The 23,146-nt window shown below is 42.3% G+C and carries 29 protein-coding genes; 11 read left to right on the top strand and 18 right to left on the bottom strand.

Features of this window, described 5'->3' with window-relative positions:
* The first annotated feature begins 24 nt into the window (after positions 1–24).
* Both RMO68_RS05770 and RMO68_RS05765 read left to right on the top strand, forming a co-directional pair.
* Positions 25–960, top strand: a complete 936-nt coding sequence (locus tag RMO68_RS05770; RefSeq protein WP_310439771.1) for a class I SAM-dependent methyltransferase — start codon at positions 25–27, stop codon at positions 958–960.
* Between the two features lie 92 nt (positions 961–1,052).
* Positions 1,053–1,652 carry an NAD(P)H-dependent oxidoreductase gene (locus tag RMO68_RS05765; RefSeq protein WP_310439770.1) on the top strand — a complete coding sequence of 200 codons (600 nt, stop codon included), beginning with the start codon at positions 1,053–1,055 and terminating at the stop codon, positions 1,650–1,652.
* Here RMO68_RS05765 and RMO68_RS05760 read toward each other — a convergent pair.
* Entirely contained in the window at positions 1,642–1,941 is a 300-nt protein-coding gene (locus RMO68_RS05760) for a helix-hairpin-helix domain-containing protein (RefSeq protein ID WP_310439769.1), read from the bottom strand. The two genes, RMO68_RS05765 and RMO68_RS05760, sit on opposite strands and share 11 nt — an antisense overlap.
* Complete coding sequence (locus RMO68_RS05755; protein WP_310439768.1) at positions 1,938–2,501, bottom strand: DNA-3-methyladenine glycosylase I; 564 nt, start codon at positions 2,499–2,501, stop codon at positions 1,938–1,940. The genes RMO68_RS05760 and RMO68_RS05755 overlap by 4 nt, the downstream gene beginning before the upstream one ends.
* 115 nt (positions 2,502–2,616) lie before the next feature.
* Here RMO68_RS05755 and RMO68_RS05750 point away from each other — a divergent pair, with 115 nt between their 5' ends.
* The gene (locus tag RMO68_RS05750; protein ID WP_310439767.1) at positions 2,617–3,117 is read left to right on the top strand and encodes a methylated-DNA--[protein]-cysteine S-methyltransferase; all 501 of its coding nucleotides are present in this window, start codon (positions 2,617–2,619) and stop codon (positions 3,115–3,117) included.
* Here the strand turns inward: RMO68_RS05750 and RMO68_RS05745 are convergent.
* On the bottom strand, positions 3,086–3,703 hold the full coding sequence (locus RMO68_RS05745) for a hypothetical protein (RefSeq protein ID WP_310439766.1): 618 nt from the start codon (positions 3,701–3,703) through the stop codon (positions 3,086–3,088). The genes RMO68_RS05750 and RMO68_RS05745 overlap by 32 nt on opposite strands.
* A gap of 13 nt (positions 3,704–3,716) precedes the next feature.
* On the bottom strand, positions 3,717–4,478 hold the full coding sequence (locus tag RMO68_RS05740; RefSeq protein WP_310439765.1) for an arylamine N-acetyltransferase family protein: 762 nt from the start codon (positions 4,476–4,478) through the stop codon (positions 3,717–3,719).
* A 190-nt stretch (positions 4,479–4,668) separates the two neighbouring features.
* Between RMO68_RS05740 and RMO68_RS05735 the strand changes: the two genes are divergently transcribed.
* Positions 4,669–5,322, top strand: a complete 654-nt coding sequence (locus tag RMO68_RS05735; protein WP_310439764.1) for a hypothetical protein — start codon at positions 4,669–4,671, stop codon at positions 5,320–5,322.
* A gap of 50 nt (positions 5,323–5,372) precedes the next feature.
* Here RMO68_RS05735 and RMO68_RS05730 read toward each other — a convergent pair whose 3' ends face one another.
* The 6 genes from RMO68_RS05730 to RMO68_RS05705 form a co-directional block, all read right to left on the bottom strand.
* Positions 5,373–6,425 (bottom strand): HAMP domain-containing sensor histidine kinase, encoded by a 1,053-nt coding sequence (locus RMO68_RS05730; protein ID WP_310439763.1) that lies wholly within the window; start codon positions 6,423–6,425, stop codon positions 5,373–5,375.
* A complete protein-coding gene (locus tag RMO68_RS05725) occupies positions 6,415–7,098 on the bottom strand; it encodes a response regulator transcription factor (protein WP_310439762.1) in 684 nt (227 codons plus the stop codon). Before RMO68_RS05725 ends, RMO68_RS05730 begins: the two co-directional genes overlap by 11 nt.
* 3 nt (positions 7,099–7,101) lie before the next feature.
* Positions 7,102–7,611: a cytochrome P460 family protein gene (locus tag RMO68_RS05720; RefSeq protein ID WP_310439761.1), complete on the bottom strand. Its 510-nt coding sequence runs from the start codon at positions 7,609–7,611 to the stop codon at positions 7,102–7,104.
* A 164-nt stretch (positions 7,612–7,775) separates the two neighbouring features.
* Positions 7,776–8,396 (bottom strand): hypothetical protein, encoded by a 621-nt coding sequence (locus tag RMO68_RS05715; RefSeq protein ID WP_310439760.1) that lies wholly within the window; start codon positions 8,394–8,396, stop codon positions 7,776–7,778.
* A gap of 13 nt (positions 8,397–8,409) precedes the next feature.
* Positions 8,410–8,823, bottom strand: a complete 414-nt coding sequence (locus tag RMO68_RS05710) for a GNAT family N-acetyltransferase (protein ID WP_310439759.1) — start codon at positions 8,821–8,823, stop codon at positions 8,410–8,412.
* A 65-nt stretch (positions 8,824–8,888) separates the two neighbouring features.
* Positions 8,889–9,368: a GNAT family N-acetyltransferase gene (locus RMO68_RS05705; RefSeq protein ID WP_310439758.1), complete on the bottom strand. Its 480-nt coding sequence runs from the start codon at positions 9,366–9,368 to the stop codon at positions 8,889–8,891.
* Positions 9,369–9,769: 401 nt separating this feature from the next.
* On the opposite strand from RMO68_RS05705, the gene RMO68_RS05700 reads away from it, so the two are divergent.
* A complete protein-coding gene (locus tag RMO68_RS05700) occupies positions 9,770–10,735 on the top strand; it encodes a hypothetical protein (RefSeq protein WP_310439757.1) in 966 nt (321 codons plus the stop codon).
* A gap of 64 nt (positions 10,736–10,799) precedes the next feature.
* Here the strand turns inward: RMO68_RS05700 and RMO68_RS05695 are convergent, their stop codons facing one another.
* From RMO68_RS05695 to RMO68_RS05675, 5 genes are read right to left on the bottom strand one after another with little or no spacing between them, the layout of a single operon-like run.
* Entirely contained in the window at positions 10,800–11,156 is a 357-nt protein-coding gene (locus RMO68_RS05695; protein ID WP_310439756.1) for a nuclear transport factor 2 family protein, read from the bottom strand.
* On the bottom strand, positions 11,153–11,893 hold the full coding sequence (locus tag RMO68_RS05690; protein ID WP_310439755.1) for a penicillin-binding transpeptidase domain-containing protein: 741 nt from the start codon (positions 11,891–11,893) through the stop codon (positions 11,153–11,155). Before RMO68_RS05690 ends, RMO68_RS05695 begins: the two co-directional genes overlap by 4 nt.
* Positions 11,881–12,351, bottom strand: a complete 471-nt coding sequence (ybaK, locus tag RMO68_RS05685) for a Cys-tRNA(Pro) deacylase (protein ID WP_310439754.1) — start codon at positions 12,349–12,351, stop codon at positions 11,881–11,883. Before ybaK ends, RMO68_RS05690 begins: the two co-directional genes overlap by 13 nt.
* Complete coding sequence (locus RMO68_RS05680) at positions 12,348–13,241, bottom strand: DMT family transporter (protein WP_310439753.1); 894 nt, start codon at positions 13,239–13,241, stop codon at positions 12,348–12,350. Before RMO68_RS05680 ends, ybaK begins: the two co-directional genes overlap by 4 nt.
* Positions 13,234–13,809, bottom strand: a complete 576-nt coding sequence (locus RMO68_RS05675; RefSeq protein WP_310439752.1) for a TetR/AcrR family transcriptional regulator — start codon at positions 13,807–13,809, stop codon at positions 13,234–13,236. The genes RMO68_RS05680 and RMO68_RS05675 overlap by 8 nt, the downstream gene beginning before the upstream one ends.
* 92 nt (positions 13,810–13,901) lie before the next feature.
* On the opposite strand from RMO68_RS05675, the gene RMO68_RS05670 reads away from it, so the two are divergent.
* Both RMO68_RS05670 and RMO68_RS05665 read left to right on the top strand, forming a co-directional pair.
* The gene (locus tag RMO68_RS05670; RefSeq protein WP_310439751.1) at positions 13,902–14,432 is read left to right on the top strand and encodes a hypothetical protein; all 531 of its coding nucleotides are present in this window, start codon (positions 13,902–13,904) and stop codon (positions 14,430–14,432) included.
* Between the two features lie 22 nt (positions 14,433–14,454).
* On the top strand, positions 14,455–14,985 hold the full coding sequence (locus RMO68_RS05665; protein ID WP_310439750.1) for a GNAT family N-acetyltransferase: 531 nt from the start codon (positions 14,455–14,457) through the stop codon (positions 14,983–14,985).
* Here the strand turns inward: RMO68_RS05665 and RMO68_RS05660 are convergent.
* Positions 14,975–16,588, bottom strand: a complete 1,614-nt coding sequence (locus RMO68_RS05660) for a methyl-accepting chemotaxis protein (RefSeq protein WP_310439749.1) — start codon at positions 16,586–16,588, stop codon at positions 14,975–14,977. The genes RMO68_RS05665 and RMO68_RS05660 overlap by 11 nt on opposite strands.
* Before the next feature lie 84 nt (positions 16,589–16,672).
* On the bottom strand, positions 16,673–17,221 hold the full coding sequence (locus RMO68_RS05655; RefSeq protein WP_310439748.1) for a hypothetical protein: 549 nt from the start codon (positions 17,219–17,221) through the stop codon (positions 16,673–16,675).
* A 70-nt stretch (positions 17,222–17,291) separates the two neighbouring features.
* Here RMO68_RS05655 and RMO68_RS05650 point away from each other — a divergent pair, with 70 nt between their 5' ends.
* Genes RMO68_RS05650 through RMO68_RS05640 form a run of 3 tightly spaced genes read left to right on the top strand, consistent with a single transcriptional unit; the run spans position 17,292 to position 19,543 of the window.
* Positions 17,292–18,221 (top strand): class I SAM-dependent methyltransferase, encoded by a 930-nt coding sequence (locus RMO68_RS05650; RefSeq protein ID WP_310439747.1) that lies wholly within the window; start codon positions 17,292–17,294, stop codon positions 18,219–18,221.
* Positions 18,218–18,853 carry an HAD family phosphatase gene (locus tag RMO68_RS05645; RefSeq protein WP_310439746.1) on the top strand — a complete coding sequence of 212 codons (636 nt, stop codon included), beginning with the start codon at positions 18,218–18,220 and terminating at the stop codon, positions 18,851–18,853. Before RMO68_RS05650 ends, RMO68_RS05645 begins: the two co-directional genes overlap by 4 nt.
* A gap of 42 nt (positions 18,854–18,895) precedes the next feature.
* Positions 18,896–19,543 carry a lytic transglycosylase domain-containing protein gene (locus RMO68_RS05640; protein ID WP_310439745.1) on the top strand — a complete coding sequence of 216 codons (648 nt, stop codon included), beginning with the start codon at positions 18,896–18,898 and terminating at the stop codon, positions 19,541–19,543.
* Here the strand turns inward: RMO68_RS05640 and RMO68_RS05635 are convergent, their stop codons facing one another.
* Positions 19,544–20,251 carry a YebC/PmpR family DNA-binding transcriptional regulator gene (locus RMO68_RS05635; protein ID WP_310439744.1) on the bottom strand — a complete coding sequence of 236 codons (708 nt, stop codon included), beginning with the start codon at positions 20,249–20,251 and terminating at the stop codon, positions 19,544–19,546.
* Positions 20,252–20,406: 155 nt separating this feature from the next.
* Here RMO68_RS05635 and RMO68_RS05630 point away from each other — a divergent pair, with 155 nt between their 5' ends.
* Complete coding sequence (locus RMO68_RS05630) at positions 20,407–23,133, top strand: EAL domain-containing protein (RefSeq protein WP_310439743.1); 2,727 nt, start codon at positions 20,407–20,409, stop codon at positions 23,131–23,133.
* Positions 23,134–23,146: the final 13 nt, after the last annotated feature.

Below are 23,146 nucleotides of genomic sequence, written 5' to 3'. Positions count from 1 at the left end.
AACTCCTGCTATAATTGCATCATTTTGACCAAAGACGATGCTACTATGACATTGAACGATCTATACTGCCGTTTAAACACTGCCTCCTTTACTCTCACCAATGAATATACCCGTTTGTTCCACGGGCGGGGCAATACCTACGGCGGCTACCGATTTCTCACCGTAGACAGTGCAGACAAAGTTCTGTTTGCCGTACTGTTCGAGGCAGACGATGAGGAAGAGGCAATCATCTCCTTGTTACATGATTTTTATTCCGCCGAGGGGAAATGGGAAGCTCTCGTAGTTCAGCAGCGCTATCTCCCCTCCTCACCCTCTAGCGTCATCGCGGGAGCATTACCATACGAGACGTTTGCCATCGAAAACACTCTTAAATACCGTATCAATTTTCAAAATGCCCAAAACATCGGTTTTTTCCCCGATATGAAACGCGGTCGGGAATTTGTTCGCGACCATGCCAAAGGGAAAAAGGTTCTCAACCTCTTCTCATACACCTGCTCGTTTTCCGTTGTCGCGATGGATGCAGGAGCCCATAGCGTAGTCAATGTCGATATGAACAAAAATGTCCTTACGATAGGGAGAGAAAATCACCGTCTCAACGCCCTTGATACGAAAAACGTGGAGTTTATGCCCTACAATATACTCAAATCGTGGAGCCGTATCCGCAAAAGCGGCCCTTATGATCTAATCATCATCGATCCCCCCAGCTTTCAAAAAGGCTCATTCGCCGCAACAAGCGATTATGAGAAGATTATAAGGCGGCTCCATGAGTTTGCGGCACAGGAGTGCATTATCCTCTCGGCACTCAACGCCCCCGAACTGAAAAGCGACTTTATCAAAACCCTATTTCGTGAAAATGCAGCTGAATTTGAGTATATTGAGAGGTTAGAAAATTTGGAGAGCTTCCCCGAAATCGAGGAAGAGCGAAGTTTGAAAAATTTAGTTTTTAAAAAAATAATTTAATCAATATCATTACCTTTTAGGTGATATGATACTTAGGCATAAAACACCGCATACTATAAAATCTCACCTGATACAACCTTGAAGGAGCATTTGTGAAACACGTATTACTATTAAACCTGCATCAAAAATATGAAGGAATTGCTAACGGAAATCTGACCAGAGATCTGCTAAATGAAGCAAAAACTTTTTTTACTCTCAATGGATACGAAGTTAAAGAAACCACTATCGACGAGGGATATGACGTAGCTGAAGAATTAGAAAAATTCCAATGGGCTGATCTGTTTTTCGTTCAATCACCGGTCTACTGGATGGGATTACCGTGGCTTGGGAAAAAGTACATTGATGAGATTTTCTCTGCCGGGGTAAATACCGTGACATATGCCAGTGACGGGCGAAGCCGTAACGATCCATCCAAAACCTACGGAAGCGGTGGATTGATGGGAGGAAAACGGTATATGCTCAGTTTTACCTATAACTGTCCTGAGAGTGAATTTGACAATACGAAAGGTTTTTTTGACGGATTGAGTTTGGATGAGGCCAATATCGCTCTTCATAAAACTTTTCAATTTTGCGGTGCGACGCAATACCCGAGTTTCTCTGTCCATGACATCTATAAATCGGAATTTTCCCTTGAGAATACACTTAATGATTTACACCATCGCTTAGAGGAAAATTTTACCTCTAAATCTTGATTTTCTCCCCATAGCGCACTTTGCGCTCTGGCGTATAGTCCCACCACACCTTTGCCTCACCGCCGTTCATAAAATCGGTAATCGACATTAGTACATCAAGCATGCACGGGTCTTGCCTCTCGCCGAATGCTTCACAAAAACGAATATAAAGATCATACGGATCTTCACCTTTGAGCTGATCGGGAGAGGTGATGCCGATCAAAGTCAGATCATGAGCAACGGTTTTTCCGATATTGGGGAGATCTGTCAATTTGACAACCTTTTCACGTACTACTTTTGTAGGATTCATGATCTTTTACACCAACACCCGTTCTCATGATCATCCACCATCCCGCACGCTTGCATAAATGCATAAAGAGTGGTCGAACCGATAAATTTAAAACCCCGTTTTTTCAGTTCTTTGGTCATGGCATCGGAAATCTCTGAGGTGCATGCTGCTGTTTTGTAATTAACGACATCATTTATAATTGCTTTCCGCCCCACTTTACCCCAAAAATAGCTATCGAGTGAGCCGAATTCACGCTGAATCTCTAAAAAATTTTGTGCATTTGTAATGATCGCTTCGATCTTTGGACGGCTTTTGATAACCAGTCCGCTCTCCATAATTCGATCAATATCTTTATCGGTATACGAAGCCACTTTCTCTAACTCAAATCCTTCAAACACCTCACGGTACCCTGCACGCTTTTTAAGTACGGTTAACCAGCTCAAACCTGCTGATTGTGTTTCCAAGCAAAAGAGTTCAAACAAAGCCCGATCCTCATGCAGAGGTTTTCCCCACTCTTCATCGTGATAGGCGACATAAACCGGATCGCTTAACTTTACCCATCCACAACGTAAAACCGACATGCATTTCTCCGCTTTTAAATTGCGAATATCATAGCATAAGTCATTCAATTGCACTTTTTTATGTCACTATGAAATAAAAGAATAGGCTCACACTAAAATCACTATAATAATTCTCATGGAAAAAAATATTCGTATCATCCGCACCCCTATAGGCTCAATGATTGCCGAATGCAATGTTGAAGCAATCACTTCCCTCGACTTTACCGATTCGGAAAGTAAGATTGAAAATTCTGATCATCCGCTGTTGCTCCAACTGGAAAAAGAACTGCATGAATATTTTGAAAGGAAACGACGTAGTTTCACCCTCCCTCTTGCACCGAAAGGGACACGCTTTCAAGAGGATGTTTGGAAAACACTCCGTTCAATCCCTTATGCTCAGAGCATCTCTTATGCAGAGGAAGCAAAAATTTTCGGAAATCCTAAAGCAATCCGTGCCGTTGCCAGTGCCAACGGGCGAAATCCTATCGCTATCTTGATCCCCTGCCACCGTGTTATTGCCAGCGGAGGTGGACTCGGAGGATACAGTGGAGGGTTATGGAGAAAAGAGTTTTTGTTGGCTTTAGAGAAGAAAGAAAATTATGGTTCTACTTCATCGCCATCATCAAAAAACCTGTAAATCCGGCATTATCTGCACCGATCAGGGGAGATATGTGTGATTTCATCTCTTTAATTATCTGTGTATAGCACATATAAAATTCATACGTCGGTTTGGGTTTGTATTCCAAACCGCTTATCTCAAAGAATTTGATAATATCTTTGGTCGTGGTCGGTTTGATAAAAAACTCTTTATCCCGTGCGTAATAATAGGGGATCAACGTCACAATCGACCATTTTGCGAGCTTGTAGATAGTGAGGACATCGACGAGGATTCTAAACCCTTTCTCATGATTTGCGTGCAAAAGTTCATACAATCCTATGGCAAACATATCTTGCTGTTCCATACTCATTGCTTTTACCATATCTCGTACTTTTGGTTTTTCGAAAAGTGAGATCAAAGAGGACTTAGAGACAATCTTGGCGAAACTCTCACCTATCTCTTCGGTACGTGAAAATTTCTCAGGAGCGAAGAGTTCTCTTACACTTTCACCTATTTTTGCCGTATTGTGCCGTTTGATGATCGGCAATAGCGCTTCGTCTTCGAACCCTTTGGGGTAAAAGGTGAAAAAACTTGCCTCGGCTTCTTTTAGTTTTTGTAGATTCATAGATTTTCCTTTGTTATTCTATTCCAACAAAAAGTTCCAACCCAAAATACTCTTTAAGCGCACGCTTATACTCCACTTCGAGTTTCTCTAATTCCCCATTTTCGATGAGTTTGAGTTCATTATCCACGAGGATCTTCCGTCCATTAGGTGTTTGTATGATCGCGAGTTTCTTTTGCGTAAAAATCGTGTCGGGGTGGGTAGCGTTAAAATAGTTCGCGAGGCTAAATTCGATCCACTCCTGAGGTTGCATTGCAAATCCGTATTGACGTTGCCACTCCCCCTGTACGAGTGAACTCAAGACGTATTCTCCATCGATCAGTTCCAGTCGGAAACGATCACCGTCTTGGGTGATTTCACCCTCTTCTATCATCATAGGAGCACGCAGAGCGTACCCGCCGAATCCAGTGTCACAGAGATAGTCGTGCCCATCGATACGGACAATCACCACCATGTGGGTTTTAGGACGGCGCACGGCGTAGGTCATCGGTCGCGCACCCGCAAAATGCCACTCGAATCCTATAGCGGTGAGTGCCATCGCAAAGATTCCGTTTATCTCATAGCAATACCCCCCACGACGATTGGTGAGTACTTTCGTATAAATCTCCTCCGGAGTGAGTGAGGGGATTCGCCCCGCTTGTACTTCGGTATTTTCAAACGGGATACTTCGTAGTTGCTTTTGCATCAGCTGGGTGAGTGTCGCAACATCGGGACGTACTTCCCCATCAAAGCCGATACGGGAGAGATAGTCGGTGAGATTAAAATTTTCGGCTTTCATCGGGATTCCTATATCTTATGATTGGGGAATTTTGCTCTTTTTTCGCTTTGTCTGCCGTTAAAGCGTATACGGAAATTATTTTAAGAAAAACAGCGTAAAATGTTTGAAAGTATGTCAAATAGATTTCTAGTAAAAAAGCATATTTGAAGTATGAATAAATAGTTACATGTCTAATTCAATAAGGAATCAGATGGAAAGTAATGTTCACATTGATTTAAAAAGCATGATTTTAAATAAGATAAAAGAAGATGACTTCGAGACTTACTCAAAGATAATTCGGATCAAAGAGATCACCAAAATTGATAAAACGATAAAAGACCAATATAGCATATCCTTTTTACTTGATTTATTCTTTGCTTTTGAAAACGGTTCACTCAATATTGAAGCTGTCATGTATGAAATAAGATTTTTAGAAGGTTTAGAAGAAACAAGCAGAACTAAAGATTCCTCACAATTTCGTCGTCCGCCGCTAAAAGGACTTTGGCACAAACATTACTTTGATGGAAGTATTTCAGCCTTAGCTCAAAATGTGAAAAATGCATTAGACAATTACGGTATGCCTTATTTTGAGAGTATGGTTGATGAAGCTAAGACAAGTGGTGAAGAGCGGTTTATAACAGCTGAAGATATACCTCATATTGTTAATGACGTTGTGACATCAAATTTTCAGCGCCGTCAAGCCGATCAAAAAACGACAGGAGAGTGGCTGATATATGCCATACATGAAAATGTTAACTACTTTCTATGTTTAGCTAAACATGGCGAAGGGGACGAGCAGATTCGTACTAGAATAGATTCAACATGCGTTCATGAGTTTCCATTTCTCAAGAGTATTTTAGTATGAGAATATAGGAATATAGGGGTCAGGTGATACCTATAACCTTTCAATTCACTTCATTCCTCTTTCATCATCCCCTCATAAATCCCAAGTACCTCGTCACTGCTGATTTCACCGCCTCGTTTGATAATCGCACGTGTACCCACTACCGTCTCATCAAACACGATATCATAGCCGTTATTGAGTACGAGATTTTTAGTGATACTCAACCCCAAACCCAACCCGCTTTTCTGTCGATTTCGACTCAAATCAGCGGTGCTATAAGGCTCAAATAAACGGGGGAAAAACAGTGGATCGATTCCACACCCTGTATCTTCGATAATGAGTTTCTCATCGTCTGTACGAATCGTTATCACACCGCAAGAGGTAAATTTAGCACTGTTATGGAGCAGATTCATTAATACTTTTTTCAAATCCATCCGATTAAACTCGATAATCACTTCACGAGGTAAATCGATATTCCAACGTGTATCAGCAGAAATGACGATCAGTGGTAAAATCTCATGAACAACGTCATAGATAACCACCTGTTCACGTTCGCGTTTTGGATTCATAGACGAGAGATACACCAACACATCACTCGTGAGATCGTCGATATATCCACACTCTGATCCCATTTTATCCACGATTTTCGGTAAATCTTCGGGAGAAATCAAGCCGTCTCGTATCTCTTCGAGATAGCCGTTGATAATCATGAGCGGTGTTTTAATATCATGAGCTAGTGAAAGTGTCATGTTTGAGATTGTCTCGTTTTGCTTCTGTAGGGATTCGATCAGTTCCGATAAGCGTTCAGAGAGGAGTGTAATAGAGCGATGGATTCGCTCAACATCGGCGATACGTTCCTGTGGCTCAATCGAGACAAAATTACCGTGTGCGATCTGATCCAATCGGTAGCGTATCCCCTCAAATTTACCGAAAAAATATTTTCCTACTCCATAGCTGATAAGAGCGATAACTGGTAATGCCGCCACTACGACCAAGGAAATTTTAGAAAACATCTTCATCCCTATCGGCTCACCGATGATGAGATAGGTCATAAAGGCGCTGAAGAGTGCGATTAAAAGTCCCGCGAGAGAATATACGAGGATCAGAAGAGTTTTAAAACTCATGGATGGTGTACCCTAGTGAACGTTCGGTATGGATAATCGGCTGTGAGGTGATGGAGGCTATTTTTTTGCGGAGATTGTAGATATGGGTATCGATTCCCCGTGCATCGATTTCACCCATATCATTATCATAGATCGCCTGCGCTAACTGATCACGGGAGACAATGTTTTTGGGTCTGAGCAAAAGTGTCGCAAAAATAAGATATTCGCTCGGAGTCAGTGCCAGAACTTCCCCTTCGATCTCTATTCTTTTACCTGCCCTATCATGAGTGATGGAACGCAATACGGTGATATGATGGTTGATCATCTCGTAGCGTCGTTTGATCAGTGTATCGATTTTCGCAATCAGTTCACGTGGAGAGAACGGTTTAGGGATAAAATCATCGGCTCCGAGTTCATACCATCTGAGTTTGTTCTCTTCAGACCCCAACGCACTGACGATAATAATCAGAGTCTCTTTAGACTTTCGGCGTAACTGAGAAGATACTTCATAACCGTCGATAAAGGGGATCATGATATCAATCACCGCAATATCAAATATCTCTCTCGCCACTTGTGCCAACGCCTCTTTGCCATCTTTGGCAATCATCACCTCATAACGTTCAGGATCGATACGGTTACAGATGAGACGGAGGATTTCCTCTTCATCCTCGACGATTAAAATCGTGTTTTTCATCGATTAAAAGGTCTCTTGAAACCCGCTAAAGAGGTAATCGTTCCCGCTAACTGCACTATGACAGGCAACACACTCCGCAGAGCCGTTCGCGTACGGTACATAAGCGTCTCCTTTTTTCACATATCGGGCATATCCCCAATGATCGCCGTTTTGATTATACCGCGCAGAATCTTTAACCATATACTCAACCCTCTGAATTTTATCGGCTTCAAGAGCATCAGAAAATGCCCCCATCGCTTTTACCGTCCATCCGATTTTGACAATTTTACTCCCCTCAGGAAGGGGAATTTTTTTAGACTTCAATGCTTTATAGGCGACTGGATTTGCCAATACATAACGCAGCTCCTTTTTATCGGTACGCCAGTGGGTTGCGACGATTTTATAATCCTGATACCCTTCGATCATTTTAAATGAGAGACCGTTATCGGGCATTTTTATGTCGGGAAGCGAAGCCGCTAGTAAAAGCGATGAAAAGCTCAAAGCCGTTGTGAAAGTGATAAGTCGTGAAAACATAGAAGCTCCTTGGTTCATTTTCACCATGATAGAGCCTCTTTCTCAAGATTGTATGAAGATACCATCTTTAATTTAGCCATTGACACATCGATAGTAAAAAAGACTTTTATCTCAATCTCAAAAAATCGCTGGTGTATCCGTCGTATTGGGTTTGAATTTTATGATTACTTTTTCATCGCCATCATCAAAAAACCTGTAAATCCGGCATTATCTGCACCGATCAGCGGAGAGACGTGTGATTTCATCTCTTGAAGTATTTGTGTATAGCGCATGTAAAATTCATAAGTTGGTTTAGGCTTGTATTCCAAACCGCTTATCTCGAAGAATTTGATAATATCTTTGGTCGTGGTGGGTTTGATAAAAAACTCTTTATCCCGTGCGTAATAATAGGGAATCAACGTCACAATCGACCATTTCGCGAGTTTGTAGATGCTCAACACGTCTACCAAAATATTAAACCCTTTCTCTTTATCGGCATGCAAAAGTTCATACAATCCTATGGCAAACATATCTTGCTGTTCCATACTCATCGCTTTCACCATATCTCGAACTTTTGGTTTTTCAAAAAGTGAGATAAGCGAGGACTTAGAGACAATCTTGGCGAAACTCTCACCTATCTCTTCGGTACATGAAAATTTCTCAGGAGCGAAGAGTTCTCTTACACTTTCACCTATTTTTGCCGTTTTGTGCCGTTTGATAATCGATAGCAGTGCTTCGTCTTCGAACCCTTTGGGGTAAAAGGTGAAAAAACTTGCCTCGGCTTCTGTCAGTTTTTTGAAATTCATTGTCGCTACTTTTTTATAAAATCTCTTTCGTGCTGTCCAGTACCCACGCCGAGGGGTGTTGCGTAAAACCGATTTTTGGATAATACTCTACCGCTGCAGGTGCAGAGAGCAAAATCAGTTTGCATTTAGCCCCTAACTGTTCGCGTACTTTTTGGATAAGCATTTTACCGATCCCCTGATGTTGAAAGCTCGCATCGACTGCTAAATCTGACAGATAGCAGCAGTAGCTGAAGTCGGTAACGGCACGTGCCACCCCCACGATTTTCTCATCCAAAACCGCCGTAATAATGATGTCGGCATTTTTGATCATACTCTCAATACATTCAAGATCATCAACAGGTCTGCGTTCGCCCAACGTTGAACGATTGAGGATGTCGATGAAATCTTCGGTTGATAGGTTGGGGGTTATTTGGTAGGTAATATTCATATCATTCCTTCAATTTTTTTCTCAAACGAACACGCATCTGCCAGAGCGTAATTATCGAGTAAACCTTAAATCACTACCTTTAATTTTCGCCCGCCGCTTATCTCAAACCCTTCTCGTTCGTAAAACGATAAAGTCGCATCAAACTGTGGCAGTGGCGGTGTCGTGACTTCGAGACGTTTCCAGCCTCTCTCATCAGCGAAATCTTTGACCGACTGTATCAGCATTTTACCGATACCTTGTGAACGATACGGTGGACGGACATACAACTCTGCCATCGTTCCAAAAGCCCCCTCGGCATAAAGGGCAAATCCCTCATACACAGTAACAAACCCGATCAATTCGCCATTTTCATTGTCTTCTGCGACAAATACGAAGTTTTTTTCCTGTTCGATAAACTCTGCCAAACGCGCTTTCGTCTCTTCAAGATCAAAATGGAATGCATCAATTCCTATTCGATCCATAATCTCTTGTAAAAGTTCGCCGACTAAGATGCTAATAGCATTCGATTGATCTTTAATAGCTCTAAAAATAATAGTTTTTTGCATCATACATCCGCTTCTTTCTGAAATTGTTGCATCAACTGAACTGTTGCGCTATCGACAGAGCCGTTTCGCACTTCTATGTTTTTGATAAGAGTATCGTACCGCTCTTTCGGTAAATTTTACCCCTCTACAAGCGGGGATCAAGCTCTATTTTGTAAAAGAGTATTCAGGTGGTGAATGGGATGCTTTACGGATGGGATTCGGCGGTTTCAAGATGGAGGAAATTGAACCTGCTGTTAGAGCGTTTGCAGAGATGTTTAAAAATCATTTAATTTAATTCATGCATATGTATTTAATCATGCCATACCAAGCCATTACAAAATTAAAAAGTAATCCTAACTCTAAAAAGGCTATAATTGTTAATCAATAAACACTTCATGTTATATTTTAAACAAGGCAAATTTATGATGCAGACAATAAAAGATTACATTGATAGTTCTCCAACATTAAAAATGGCAATTGAATCCATCACAAAAAATAGCTTTGTTCAAGTGTTATTGATTATTATTGCAGGCTTAACGCTTGTTGCTATCTTTCCAGATAAAACCCAATACACAACTATTGGAGTAACTCTTATTTCTGCAGCAGTATTTAAGTTTTTATTAACTTCAAATGCATTTACTATCCAAATGACAAAAACAATTAAACCAATCGTTTTTGATAATTTCGTTTCTATGAGTTTTTTGAAGTCTTATGACAAAACCAAACTTCTTGAAATCATTGAAACATCTATCAAAGTATTTCATGAACTCAAATATGGAAATAGACATGAAAAAATTAGTAACCAAATTATAGAACTTATCAAACACAATCAAGGTTACATTATCTCGGCAGATATTAAAATAGAAGATACTAATCAAGGTAATTATATCAAATCAAGAGTGACCAAAACATATACCGTATATGTTTCTGAAGATGGTGTGTTTAGCGGAGAAAGAAGATTTGCAACACCAAAAGTACCCGGTCTTACACCTGAAGAACATTTCCATTATGAAAAGCTAATTATTGATGGGCATGAGCAAATACCTTCATTAATTTACAGTACCTCAACAGAAAATGGAACTGATATTGTCAGAGCAACTCATGAATGGCCATTCATGTCTGCAGGAGAGCATAAGGTAGAAGAGATTGCGGAAAGTATAGATATTGAACACATTCATGTGTACTCTTTTTCAAAACCTTGCTTTGATTTTAAAGTGAGTTTTAGTCATGATGAAAGTATTATCATGCCAATGATTTATACCAAATATGGTAGAGAAAATCCAAATAAAATAAACGGAGCGCTTGAATATAAACTCGAAAATGCTATAATGTTTCCGAAAGAACAAATTTTTATAACATTCAATGTTGTAACAAAGGAAGGAATTTAAAATGCGTAGTACAGACACTATCTAATTCATTTTATTGTATCAGATTTTATAGATTTATTAGGCATTAAAAATAATGCGCCGCCGCTTTCACCACTTTCTCATTCTCATCGAAAAAGAAAATCTCGACCGCCTTTTTATCCAACACTGACGTATACGTGAGGGCAATCGAATCCGCTCCGACAAATACACTATCCAGTACGAAATGTAAATCGCTAAATTTCTCCAATGCCGCCGCCCAATATTGAGCGACCGCCTCTTTGCCTCTCAACGTCCCGCCTGATTCTGGGCTATACGCAATAATAAACGGAGAACTCATTTCGAAATCATCACTGTAATGCGATAGTACCGATTCCAAGTCGTGACTGTTCCACGCCTCGACCCACTCATGGGCGAAATACTCGGCAAATGCTGTATCGATCATAATTTTCCTTTTATGAGATATTGAAGTGCAATCTTTTTTGCTTCCGCACCGTTGGAACCCTCACCTCGAATCTGAAATGCAAAGACTTTTACATGCTCATGATGTTTGACGAATCCGACGAACCATCCGATACCACCACAACTTCCTGTTTTTCCTGCCAATACATAGTCATCCTTCTTTTCAAGCGTCAGAATATCCTTAACCGCACTCTGCGAACGTAGTGAAAAAGGGAGCTGATTACGTACCAGTTTGGAAAGGAAACCGGTTTGCTCATCGGGAGATATCTTGAGACTACCGCCACCTAGCCAAAAGTCGGTGAGGGTTTTAGAGGTATCCATATTCCCATACTCTGCTGCGCGTACCATCTCAGCCATTTTCTTCTCTCCAATACGGCGAGCGAGTTCTTGATAAAACCATACGGTTGAGACTCCGATAGCCGAACGCATCGTGTGATCATGATTCCAAAACGGATACTCCCGCACCACTCCATCCCATACAATCGTCTCGTTTTCATCCCGCACCGCACCGCTATCGAGCGCAATCATAGCGTTGAGGATTTTAAACGTTGAGCAGGGGTTGACACGTTCATCGGCGTGCTTTCCATAAATCGTTTTCGTCGAAGTGTTCAGATCAACGATGACCGCCGTACCGTCAAATTTTCCGAAATCAGGTTCGGATGCGAAAGCCGAACTTATCGAAATCCATAAAATAAAAAATACTCCTATTATTCTGCACATAACGCTACCATCTCCCCATCTGTTATTTTTACCAAATCATTCGGCGATAACTCTATTTCCAACCCTCTTCGCCCTGCGCTCACATAGATCGTCGCAAAATTTGCCGCCGAGCTATCGATAAACGTCCTAAGTCTCTTTTTCTGCCCTAAGGGACTTACGCCGCCAAGAATATAACCGCTGGAGCGTTCAACGTCTACACCCTTTGCCATTTCCGCTTTTTTGCCCCCTGATGCTTTGGCGATCTGCTTCATCGAAAGCATAGAGGAGACGGGGATGACCGCAACAACGAGTTCACGTGAGTCGATCTGTGCAACCAGTGTTTTAAATACTCTATCTGAAGAAATCCCTAATTTCTCCGATGCTTCCTCACCATACGAAGCCGATGCGGGATCATGGGTATAGGAGTGCAGGATGTAATCGATTTTTGCTTTTTTAGCGATATTAACCGCAGGAGTCATTGTATCTCGTTCGACTTTTTGATATTAAATAAAATCACCGCTGCAAACGCCATCAAACACCCGATAAGGGTAGAGATTGCCAACGTCTCACCGTACACGATCCAACTCGACACGATAGCCCCCACAGGGACGATAAACATAAATACCCCCGTCCGATGCGCCCCCACTTTCCCTGCCGAGATGAAATAAAGGGCGGTGCTAAACGTCCCCGGTATCACCCCGATAAAGATAATCGTCCACCAAAATATCGCGTCATACGCCTCGAAATCAAACGGACGGTGCGGCAGAGCAAAGAGCATATTGATAAACGTCGTGATCCCGAAAACGACCAATGTATAAAACATCAGATGCGCACGCGCTGCGGCTTTTTGAGAGACCACCGTCACTAACGCCCACACGAGTGCACATCCGAGGAAATAGGCACTATCAACATTCAAGAACGCAAACCCGTCAAACGGTACGCGAAGCAATATCAACGCGCCGAAAATACCGATGGAAAGCGCGCCGATTTGTCGCATGGATACTTTGGTTCCCAAAAACGAGATCGAGAGGATATAGGTGATGATCGGAGCGAGTGACGTAACCATCGTCCCGCCATAACCCGCATCGCCGTGTGAAAGCCCCGCAAAAAAGAGATAGTTAAAGAGAGATGTCAAAATCCCCGCTATCACCATATACATCAAACCTGCCCTATCGGTTTTAAGGGGTGTTCTCAGATACCAAATAATAGGAATGATGCTGATAAACGAGATCGCATAACGCCAAAAAGCGGCAACTTCGGCATTAGAGTGTTCCGCCGCAACTTTCCCCGCTGTCCACGCAAACCCCCAAAAGAGCATCGCGACGATCATCCATAGTACGTATTTAGTGGTATTTTTAGACTCATTCATGTGTATAACTTTCAATATAACTAATCAAACATTCCACACAATCAAGATAGTCTTGAGCATCCCCCGATGCTTTTGCCGAGAGGATTGCACCCTCTAATGTGGATGTCGTAAAAAGGGCGAGTTTAGCCGTATCACAAGAGCGTAATTCGCCGACACTAACCGCTTTATCGAAAATGATTTTGACACTTTGACGAAATTTTGCGTATATCTCTTTCATCGCTACATTAAAATCTTCATCGATATTGGACATCTCCTGAACGATGTTTGCGACAGGACATCCGCGACGAAAATCTCGTTGTTTGAGATCCCGCAAACCCTCAAAAAAATGCGCTAAATAATCACCCTCCCCTTTAGCTATTGCTAAATAACGGGTTCCGAATCGCTCTGCAATCTTCTCTTTTATCGCGGAAAGTGCCATCTCTTTTTTGTTGGGGAAAAAGTGGTACATTGACCCCTTATGCACCCCCGCATTGGCGAGTATATCGGCGAGTGCCGCACCTTGATAGCCATGCGAATAGACCTCTTCATAGGTAGCGTCGATCAGTTTTTGTCTTGTATTTTGTTCCATTTTAAAATTATAACACATTACTTGACTATTCGGTCAAATCGTTTTATAATGCCACTTGACCAAACAGTCAACATTCATTCAAAAGGATTCTCATGCCACTCATTCACACCATAGCACCATCCGAAGCGACAGGTGAGTTAGCGAAACTCTACACCATCATCGAAACGATGCGCGGGAGTGTCGGTAATAATGCACAGCTTTTCAGTGTTAGCCCCGAGTTATTGCGTCAGCAAATGGATTTCATCAAATTTTATATGAACCACCCGACTCTATCGATGCCGCTTCTCGCCGCTATCCGCATTATGGTTTCGAGTGGCGAAGAGTGTCAGTTTTGTATCGATTACAATACGGGGATGTTGATAAATCTCGCGGGATGGACGTTCGATCAGGTCGCAAAAATGCGCAAAGATCCGAATGCTGCAAATCTCCCTGAACGTGAAATAGCGATGCTCAACCTCGCGATTAAAGCGATACGTAACGCCCACGGTGTCACTGCAAATGATCTCGATACGTTGCGGGAGATGGGATGGAGTGATAGTGATATTCTCGATGCTGTAAGTCATGCGACGCGGATGTTGGCAACCGATATTATTTTTAATACATTCAAGATTGAAAATAGCTAATCTACTATGCTAAAATCCCATCATGTTATTTGCACACGCCACACTAACCGACATCCCTACCCTAATCTCTCTCCTAAACCGCTCCTATCGCGGTGATAGCTCCCGCGCGGGATGGACGACAGAAGCTGATTTGCTAAGTGGTAAACGGATCGATGAAACGGGGCTATACCAACTGCTGAATGATCCTGATTCTCTGATCCTAATCGCTCACTCTGAGGATAAGCTCTTCGCTACCATCCATGCTCATCATGAAAATGAGAGCGTCCATTTCGGACTCTTCGCCGTTGAGCCTTCGCTACAAGGTAGAGGAATCGGTAAAGAGCTGTTAGCCTACGCCGAATCCGAAGCGATCCGAGAATGGGAAGTTACTAGCGCGATTATGGAGGTGATTACCCACCGTAGTGAGCTGATCGAGTATTATGAGCGCAGAGGATATCAGCAAATGGGGAAAATCATACCGTTTCCTCAATCTGATTTGTGGGAAAGCGTAGTCAAGGGGTTAGCGCTTAGCGTAATGCAAAAGGATCTCCCCCCAATAGAGATTACGATTTAAACTGATTGAGTTTACCGCTTAAATTTTCTGTTAGTTGATACAAATGTTCCGCAGCTGAAGCAATCTCTTCAACACTGCGGGCATTTTGATTTGTCAAATCATTGATATTTGAAACCATATCCATAATTTTTCCGGTATCATCCGCAATCTTAAACGAATTTTCAGCGCTATTCGAAACGGATGTAACACTCGTAGTCATGATCGTACTGGTATCGACAATCATCTCTTCAACATCTCCGGAGACTTCCACCAAACGCAAAATATTTTCTGCATTTTTCCCCATCTGTTCAGCTGAATCCATAATGGATTGTACGATAACGTTGATCGTGGCATTAATCTCAAAAAGGGATTTTTGAGTCCGTTCCGCGAGTTTTCGTACCTCATCGGCAACCACGGCAAATCCACGTCCGTGTTCACCTGCACGTGCCGCTTCGATAGCGGCATTGAGTGCTAGAAGATTGGTTTGATCGGCAATATCAGAGATCACGATGAGAACCTGTTTTACCTGTTCCGCATCCCGACTCATCTCTTCAAGTTTAACAGCTAATGCCGATTCTGCTTCACTCGCAAGGTTTACCTCTTCACGAAGAGAAATAATCTCATTTTTAGAACGTTCAAGTTTCTCTCCGGCGACAATAATCTCTTTTTTCGTCACTTCAGACAAATCTGCCGTTTGTTGTACAAACGTTTTAATGGAACGCATATCATCAATCGTTTTATTAACGATTTTCGCGCTCTCTTCCGCATTTTTTCCGATTTGCAAACTTGTACTGCTCAACTCATGCGAAACGGACGAATTTTCATTAGAGGAGCTTTTTGCATCATCGATTGTCGATTCTAATGTTTCAACCAACATATTAAAACTATTGACAATCTCTTTTATCTCATTATCTTGATTGTACTGAATCCGAAATTTTAACTCTTTTTCCTGAACGAAATGGCTAATTCCGTCACGGATCATATGCACACCGTTCATAATACTTTTCACAATCGATATACTCATAAAAAGGGTTATTGCAATGGCGATCAATCCGATAATAATCATTAATAGATCGGCGCTATTTTTATGTTTTTCAGCCTCTTTTGCTTGGTGATTCGCCAATGTCGCATTAAAAGTGAGATGCGCTTCAATAGCATCATTTAAACTGCTCACCGTCTCTTTATGTTTGGCAAGCAAGAGAGCTTTTGCTTTTGCCTCTTCGCCTTGGTTACTCAAATCCATAATCTCTTTCAACAAAGAGATATACGCTTTAGCTGTATCCCGATCCGTTTTCAGCATCGCTTTGTCTTTATCATCCGATACAAGCTTGTCATATGTCTTAAATGCGTTTTCTAGATCCGCTTCAGCTTTTAAAAGACGCTCTTCATTTTTCCGTTTTTGCTCAGGATTCTCTTCAACATGATATTTATAGGCAACAACCCGCATGGTAGCGATATGATCGACCGCTTCGTCTAATGCTAAGATAGAAGGGATAGAATTTACATTTCCGTAATTTGTCTCTTCATATACTGTTTCCAGCTTAACGACCGCCAAGCTTAAAATACCGATCAATCCGATAATGGCTACACTTACCAACACAAGCAGCTGCTTATAAATTGTCATGGAATACCCCTCTAATTGTTATAACTCAAATTTAATTAAGCTCTATTCCAATAGTAGTACTCCATATCTTAATAAATTGTTAACTTAACCTTTCACTTCATCCTGTTTTTCTTCTGAATTTTTATTCGAAAGACTCAACATCTGTTCCAAAAATCCGGTATCCGCCAATCCAGACGTTTGCTCATCGTTACGTGTAGCTTGAATATTTTTGAGTATATCACTGCTCATCAATGTGGTATTCTCAGCAGATTTATTCTCCTCTTCCGTTTTTTGTGCTTCCATCAGTTCCTCAAGAAGCTGTTTTCTGAAATCACTCACCATTTGGTTAATATCCATAGGCTTATCAGGATTTTCCGCTTGTTCTTTGAGTAGTTTTTGGCGGTACTCTTCGACCATCGCTTCAATCTTCTCTTCATTCAACTCTTTTAGAAATACTGCGGCACCTTTACTGATCAAATCATCTTTGAATTTCGACAATGAGGTATCTTCCTCATTTATTTCATCACGGCTTTTATACTCTTCGGCTTGATAAAACTGCGCAATAAGCGCCAAATAGTCTTGATCAACACTTTCATCTTTCGTAGAAGTTGGCGTTGTATTCACAGATAAGCTGGAAACAGAAGATACATTCATACGAGACTCCTTGTAAGGTTTGTAAAACATGACAAGCAAAAATCGTTCTCTAATGTGATAAAATTGCATCATGAAATCATTCACCTCCGAGCCTCTCACGGATATCCTTGCATGGATGCAGCATGAACTTACAAACAGCGATACTCTCTCTTTTGAAGTGCTCAATCCTGACATCGGACGCGGAGTATATGCGGGTACAACCATAATACTCAATGAGACCGAGTATCTTTACCGCAGTATTAAAGCGTGGAGTGATCTAAGCAAGCTTCTCTTTTGCCGTCTCCTCGTCCCGAAAACCGCCACTGAACATACCGTAATACTCACCTATGAAAAACTCGATCTCAGCAACTCGTTTCACCATAGTGACATTCAAGAAGAGAAATACGGGACGGCATCCCTATTCGCAGCTATCCGTAAAAACGAAGAACCTGTTTTTTTAAGTGCCTATTTACGAGCGCTCAAAAGTGTCAAAGTGGAGGGGAAAAAACGGATACTTAATCTGGGGATCAATACGGGAGATGAGTTTGGCCTCATCCGTACACTTGTACCGAAGGATAAGTATCTCAATCTCTCCCTCGTTGGCGTTGATCATTCTCAGAGTGCTATTTCGGTTGCACAAGAGCGCTTTAGTGAAGGAAACGCCATTTTTTACGTCCATGACATTAACGATCTTGCTTCGTTATCTCTGGGACGGTTTGATCTCATAATCACCATCGGAACTTTACAAAGCGGCACATTGGAGTTTAAAAGCCTCTTTGCTTCTTTGGTGCAGGAATATCTCACCCCTGATGGAGCGATGATCTTGGGATTCCCGAATTGTCGCTGGATGAGCGGAGAGATGATCTACGGTGCAAAAGCTCCGAACTATCCTTACTCGGAGATGTCAATTCTTATCAAAGACATCTACTACTGCAAAAAATATTTGCAGCAAAAGAAATTTCGAGTGACGCTCACGGGAAGCGATTATCTCTTCCTTACCGCGACAAAAATCGGGTTATGAAAAACTTTATCCTTTTTGACAACGACGGCGTACTCGTCGAAACCGAACTTTGGTATTTTCGAGCGAATGAGAAAGCGATGAAAGAGCTGGGGGTCACACTAGAGCTTGAATACTATTTGGAGTTAATGAAATACGGCGGGAACTGGTGGGAGCTCGCTATGAAGCGTGGAGTGAGCTTAGAGGAAGTGAACCGTGCGCGTGAACGTCGAAGCCGTTACTATCAACACTATCTCCGCACCGAAAACGTTTTTATCGACGGAGTCGAAGAGGTACTTTCCGAACTTTCACACGATTATCGCATGGGAATCGTCACCACCTCGCGACGGGTCGATTTTGAGCTGATTCATCATGAACAAAAACTTACCCGATTTATGGAGTTTGTTCTATGTGAAGAGGACTACCCCCGAGCCAAACCGCATCCTGATCCGTATCTCAAAGGGTTGGAACTCTTTAATGCCCATCCTGATAGCGCTATCGTCGTGGAAGACTCTCAAAGGGGTCTCACTGCAGCTGTCTCTGCCGGAATAGAGTGTGCCGTAGTTCATAATGATTTTACCGCGAGTCATGATTTTAGTCATGCTACCTATCGTATCGACTCTTTACACGATTTAAGAGGATTGTTGACCTATTAAGTCGATTACGCTACGATAAAGGTTTAATATTGAAGGATAATAATGCAAAAACTCTTATTTTTACTCTTCCTATTTTTCTCTCATTTAACCCTTTTTGCCAACAGTGACGTTGAAGCAATCAATCAATCTCTCCAATCTCTTCAAAGTGAAGAGTCTCTTCTCGATACTGCCGTTTTAGACAATACACTGGATCGGTATCGCGGAACCATTTCCCCTCTTTACAGACGCTATCAAGCAACCACACAAGAGCTAGAACACATCCGATCCAAATTTACGGATGCGGGGATTCCTCCGTTTTTTGCTCTCATTCCTTACGCAGAGTCGAAATTTAATCCTACCATTCACGGATACGGTACGGCAGGACTATGGCAGTTTACAAAGCAAAGCGCTCGAAATTTTGGACTAACCGTTAAAAAAGGGAACGATGAACGACTCGATATCGACCGCTCCACCGATGCGGCGATACGGTATATTCTGTATTTAAAAAGAGAGTTTGGAAGTTGGTATCTCGCTGATTTTGCCTACGCGATGGGAGAGGGAACACTGCGTCGCATGATTCAGCGAAACGGGAGTAAAAAAATGTCGGTTCTCCTAAGCGATCCCCATTTTCCATCGGGGACAAAAGCCCATTTCGCTAAAACACTTTTATTGGATGCGAAGATTCATTATTCAAAAGTGAATAACGAGTAGTTAACCGATATTGGTATAAACCGCTTGGACGTCATCGTCCTCTTCAAGTTTATCGATCAATTTTTCGATATCCGCCATCTGCTCATCACTAAATTCTACCGGAGAGTTTGCGATACGCTCTAATGCCGCACTATCGGGTGCAATGCCCATTTTTTCCAACTCAGCGGACAAGGCGCCGAATGCGGTATATTCACCGTAAACACTCACTTCCCCCTCTTCTTCTTCGATACTCTCAATGCCTGCATCAATTAGGGCAAATTCAAGTTCTTCCAAATCCATAGCCGGCTTTGGAAAACGGAACACGGCTTTACGGCTGAACATGAATTCAAGAGAACCGTTGTTGAGGGTTTCCCCTTTTGCGCGACCGAAAATTGTTCGTACGTTTGAAATGGTACGCGCATTATTATCCGTTGCACACTCTACGAAAAAGAGGGCGCCATGCGGCCCTTTGCCTTCGATATTCATCTCCGCCAAGGAAATAGCATCTTTCCCCGAAGCCCGTTTGATCGCGGCATCAATGTTATCTTTAGGCATATTTTGCGCTTTAGCCGTCAAAATCGCACTGCGGAGTTTCGGGTTCATATCGGGATCTTCCCCACCCTCTTTGGCTGCCATTGTGATGATTTTACCTAGCTTTGGAAATACTCTGGACATATTTCCCCAGCGTTTCATTTTTGCGGCTTTACGATATTCAAACGCTCTTCCCATACGGTATGCTCCCTCGAATTTACATGAAAAATTGTGGAATTATAGCCTCTTTAGGAGATTAAGACAACTCTTACGCCTCTCTATATAATGTTCAACTCTATTATGCTATTCTGTTAAACCATTCTAAAATTTTTATCCGCCCAAAAGGAATATTAGTGTTGTTTTCAAACTATTTTTCATCTCCTTTTATCCGAACTCTTTGGCATACGCTTGCTATCTTACTACTTTTTATCGCTACCTTTATCGTCTATGTTTATGCTGAAAAACGGATCGACCATGCCAACAATGTACGACTGAACTCTTTTCTCCTAGCCGATGAACTCCGCCAATCCTCAGATGACCTCACCCGAATGATACGCACCTATGCTGCCACCGGAAACACCCTTTACAAAGAACACTATCAAGAAATTTTGGATATCCGAAACGGTAAAAAACCCCGTCCGATCCATTATGAAAATATTTACTGGGATTTGGTTACTCTGGATAACGCACGTCCTCATCCACTAAGTGATCGAACCCTCCCGCTTATCGAGATGATGCATCAGGCAGGATTTAGCGCGGCTGAGTTTGCCAAACTTTCCGAAGCAAAAAACAACTCTGATGCTCTGACGAAAACCGAATTCGCCGCTATGACGATTATCGACGGTGCCCCTAGCGAATCAGATAAGAAAAAAGCGCTTACTATGCTGCATGATGAAGCCTATCATCAAGCCAAAATATCAATCATGCGCCCCATCAAAGAGTTTTATACGTTGATGAATACTCGAACAACAGCCGCGGTCCATTCGGCTGAGAAAACGGCGCTCATGCTACGAATTATTTTAATTCTTACCGGAGTATTTTTACTTCTCATGTTTTGGCGTCTCCATAAAACCCTACACACGATTTTAGGAAGTTCAGTCGACAATGTTCATTCCCTTATAACGCGTATCGGAAGCGGGGATTTTTCCATTCCGATCCAACTCAAAAAGGGAGATGAAAACAGTATCTTAGGGTGGCTGAGTGAAACACAGCTCAAACTCAAAGAGCTCATCGCCCACAATCAACGACTTAAAAATCTCTACTCGGCCCTCAGCCAATGCAATCAAGCGATTATCCGTTCCAAAAATGAAGAAGAACTTTTTCCTATCATTTGCCGTGATGCGGTCTATTTCGGAGGGATGAAAATGGCATGGATCGGTAAAGTCGATGACTCCTGCGAATATCTAAAAGCCGTCAGTTTATACGGATACGGTACCGATTATCTTCAAAACCTCGCGATATCGCTCAACCCCTCAGATCCATCCGCCAAAGGCCCAACAGGATTGGCGTTTCATGAAGATCGTCCTATCTGGTGTCAAGATTTTCAAAATGATCCGATGACCGCACCGTGGCATCATCATGGACAAGAGTACAAATGGGGCTCTTCCGCCGCACTTCCACTACGCTCCAACGGTAAAGTAATCGCTGTTTTTAACCTCTATGCCGAAGATGTCAATGCGTTTGATGACGCAGCAAAAAAACTGCTGGAAGAGATGGCAATGGATATCAGTTATGCCCTGAATTCGTTTGCAAAAGAGCAGGCTCGTGAAAAAGCGGAACAGCGTGTTCAATACCTTGCAAATTATGACGAACTCACCGGACTGCCGAATCGTGCAAGACTCGATGGCCGTATCAACGATTTATTAAGCTTGGCAAAACATAACGATATCGCAATGACGGTTATGTTTCTTGATCTTGACCATTTTAAAGACATCAATGATACATTAGGGCACAGCATCGGAGACGGCTTGCTGATAGAAGCCTCCAAACGGCTCAAACAAATAATGCGAGAAGAAGACACCATAGCACGATTTGGAGGAGATGAGTTTATTATTTTGCTTCCCAATATTGAACTAGGCGGCGCTTCCCAAATCGCACAAAACTTTTTAAACGCATTCAAAAAACCTTTTCAAATCAATGAACATGAGCTCACCATCAGCAGTTCAATCGGAATTGCCCTTTATCCTAATGACGGGAGTGATTTTGAAACCCTTTATAAAAGCGCTGATACCGCAATGTACCGAGCGAAACAAGAGGGGAGAAATAGCTTTTGTTTCTTTACCGTCGAGATGCAGCAGCACTCTCTGCGCAATCTCGCACTGGGTAATGCCCTGCATCATGCACTCGATCGTAATCAGTTACAGTTGCACTATCAGCCTCAGTTTTCTACCCAAAGCGGAACCATAATCGGTGCCGAAGCGCTGATACGCTGGAATCATCCTGATTATGGGAATATCTCTCCGACAGAGTTTATCCCGATTGCGGAAGAAAACGGAACCATTTTATCGATAGGAGAGTGGGTACTGCGTACTGCCGCAGAGGCGGCTAAAGCATGGATGGAGCAAGGACGCTCACCTATTATTATCGCGGTTAATCTATCGGCCATTCAGTTTCGCTCCCCTAACTTACCGGCTTTGGTCGGGACTATTCTCGCCGAGGTGGGATTACCTCCTGAGTATTTAGAGCTTGAGTTGACCGAGAGTATTGCGATGCATGACCCGCAAAAAGCGATCAATGTAATGAATGAACTTCATTCAAAAGGGATCCGTATGTCAATCGATGATTTCGGTACCGGCTACTCTTCTTTGAGTTATCTCAAAAAGTTTAAAATATATAAACTTAAAATTGATCAATCGTTTGTTCGAGATATCAGTATCGATGCCGAAGACAAAGCTATCGTTTCGGCTATCATCAGTATGGCAAAGAGTTTAGGATTGCAAACGATTGCGGAGGGGGTAGAGACGATAGCGCAACTCAATTATCTTCGTGAACAGCAATGCGGCGAGATACAAGGATACTACTTTTCCAAACCTCTTCCAAAAGAAGAGTTTGAAGAGTTCAGAGACAAATACGCATTCTAAGAATGTCGTATTT

Origin of the sequence: Sulfuricurvum sp., from assembly GCF_031427015.1 — a bacterium.
Classification (GTDB): Bacteria; Campylobacterota; Campylobacteria; order Campylobacterales; family Sulfurimonadaceae; genus Sulfuricurvum.
The sequence above is the reverse complement of the archived record's forward strand: the minus strand, read 5'-3'. Positions and strand labels throughout refer to the sequence as shown.

What these genes read in the sequence shown, in the direction of transcription:
- RMO68_RS05745 (WP_310439766.1), bottom strand. Translation starts at nt 3,703, where the DNA reads ATGAATCTACAAAAACTAAAAGAAGCCGAGGCAAGTTTTTTCACCTTT.
- ybaK (WP_310439754.1), bottom strand. Translation starts at nt 12,351, where the DNA reads ATGACTCCTGCGGTTAATATCGCTAAAAAAGCAAAAATCGATTACATC.
- RMO68_RS05680 (WP_310439753.1), bottom strand. Translation starts at nt 13,241, where the DNA reads ATGAATGAGTCTAAAAATACCACTAAATACGTACTATGGATGATCGTC.
- RMO68_RS05710 (WP_310439759.1), bottom strand. Translation starts at nt 8,823, where the DNA reads ATGAATATTACCTACCAAATAACCCCCAACCTATCAACCGAAGATTTC.
- RMO68_RS05755 (WP_310439768.1), bottom strand. Translation starts at nt 2,501, where the DNA reads ATGTCGGTTTTACGTTGTGGATGGGTAAAGTTAAGCGATCCGGTTTAT.
- RMO68_RS05715 (WP_310439760.1), bottom strand. Translation starts at nt 8,396, where the DNA reads ATGAATTTCAAAAAACTGACAGAAGCCGAGGCAAGTTTTTTCACCTTT.
- RMO68_RS05690 (WP_310439755.1), bottom strand. Translation starts at nt 11,893, where the DNA reads ATGTGCAGAATAATAGGAGTATTTTTTATTTTATGGATTTCGATAAGT.
- RMO68_RS05660 (WP_310439749.1), bottom strand. Translation starts at nt 16,588, where the DNA reads ATGACAATTTATAAGCAGCTGCTTGTGTTGGTAAGTGTAGCCATTATC.
- RMO68_RS05730 (WP_310439763.1), bottom strand. Translation starts at nt 6,425, where the DNA reads ATGAGTTTTAAAACTCTTCTGATCCTCGTATATTCTCTCGCGGGACTT.
- RMO68_RS05725 (WP_310439762.1), bottom strand. Translation starts at nt 7,098, where the DNA reads ATGAAAAACACGATTTTAATCGTCGAGGATGAAGAGGAAATCCTCCGT.
- RMO68_RS05750 (WP_310439767.1), top strand. Translation starts at nt 2,617, where the DNA reads ATGGAAAAAAATATTCGTATCATCCGCACCCCTATAGGCTCAATGATT.
- RMO68_RS05720 (WP_310439761.1), bottom strand. Translation starts at nt 7,611, where the DNA reads ATGTTTTCACGACTTATCACTTTCACAACGGCTTTGAGCTTTTCATCG.
- RMO68_RS05740 (WP_310439765.1), bottom strand. Translation starts at nt 4,478, where the DNA reads ATGAAAGCCGAAAATTTTAATCTCACCGACTATCTCTCCCGTATCGGC.
- RMO68_RS05735 (WP_310439764.1), top strand. Translation starts at nt 4,669, where the DNA reads ATGGAAAGTAATGTTCACATTGATTTAAAAAGCATGATTTTAAATAAG.
- RMO68_RS05670 (WP_310439751.1), top strand. Translation starts at nt 13,902, where the DNA reads ATGCCACTCATTCACACCATAGCACCATCCGAAGCGACAGGTGAGTTA.
- RMO68_RS05650 (WP_310439747.1), top strand. Translation starts at nt 17,292, where the DNA reads ATGAAATCATTCACCTCCGAGCCTCTCACGGATATCCTTGCATGGATG.
- RMO68_RS05635 (WP_310439744.1), bottom strand. Translation starts at nt 20,251, where the DNA reads ATGGGAAGAGCGTTTGAATATCGTAAAGCCGCAAAAATGAAACGCTGG.
- RMO68_RS05655 (WP_310439748.1), bottom strand. Translation starts at nt 17,221, where the DNA reads ATGAATGTATCTTCTGTTTCCAGCTTATCTGTGAATACAACGCCAACT.
- RMO68_RS05700 (WP_310439757.1), top strand. Translation starts at nt 9,770, where the DNA reads ATGATGCAGACAATAAAAGATTACATTGATAGTTCTCCAACATTAAAA.
- RMO68_RS05665 (WP_310439750.1), top strand. Translation starts at nt 14,455, where the DNA reads ATGTTATTTGCACACGCCACACTAACCGACATCCCTACCCTAATCTCT.
- RMO68_RS05705 (WP_310439758.1), bottom strand. Translation starts at nt 9,368, where the DNA reads ATGCAAAAAACTATTATTTTTAGAGCTATTAAAGATCAATCGAATGCT.
- RMO68_RS05760 (WP_310439769.1), bottom strand. Translation starts at nt 1,941, where the DNA reads ATGAATCCTACAAAAGTAGTACGTGAAAAGGTTGTCAAATTGACAGAT.
- RMO68_RS05695 (WP_310439756.1), bottom strand. Translation starts at nt 11,156, where the DNA reads ATGATCGATACAGCATTTGCCGAGTATTTCGCCCATGAGTGGGTCGAG.
- RMO68_RS05645 (WP_310439746.1), top strand. Translation starts at nt 18,218, where the DNA reads ATGAAAAACTTTATCCTTTTTGACAACGACGGCGTACTCGTCGAAACC.
- RMO68_RS05675 (WP_310439752.1), bottom strand. Translation starts at nt 13,809, where the DNA reads ATGGAACAAAATACAAGACAAAAACTGATCGACGCTACCTATGAAGAG.
- RMO68_RS05640 (WP_310439745.1), top strand. Translation starts at nt 18,896, where the DNA reads ATGCAAAAACTCTTATTTTTACTCTTCCTATTTTTCTCTCATTTAACC.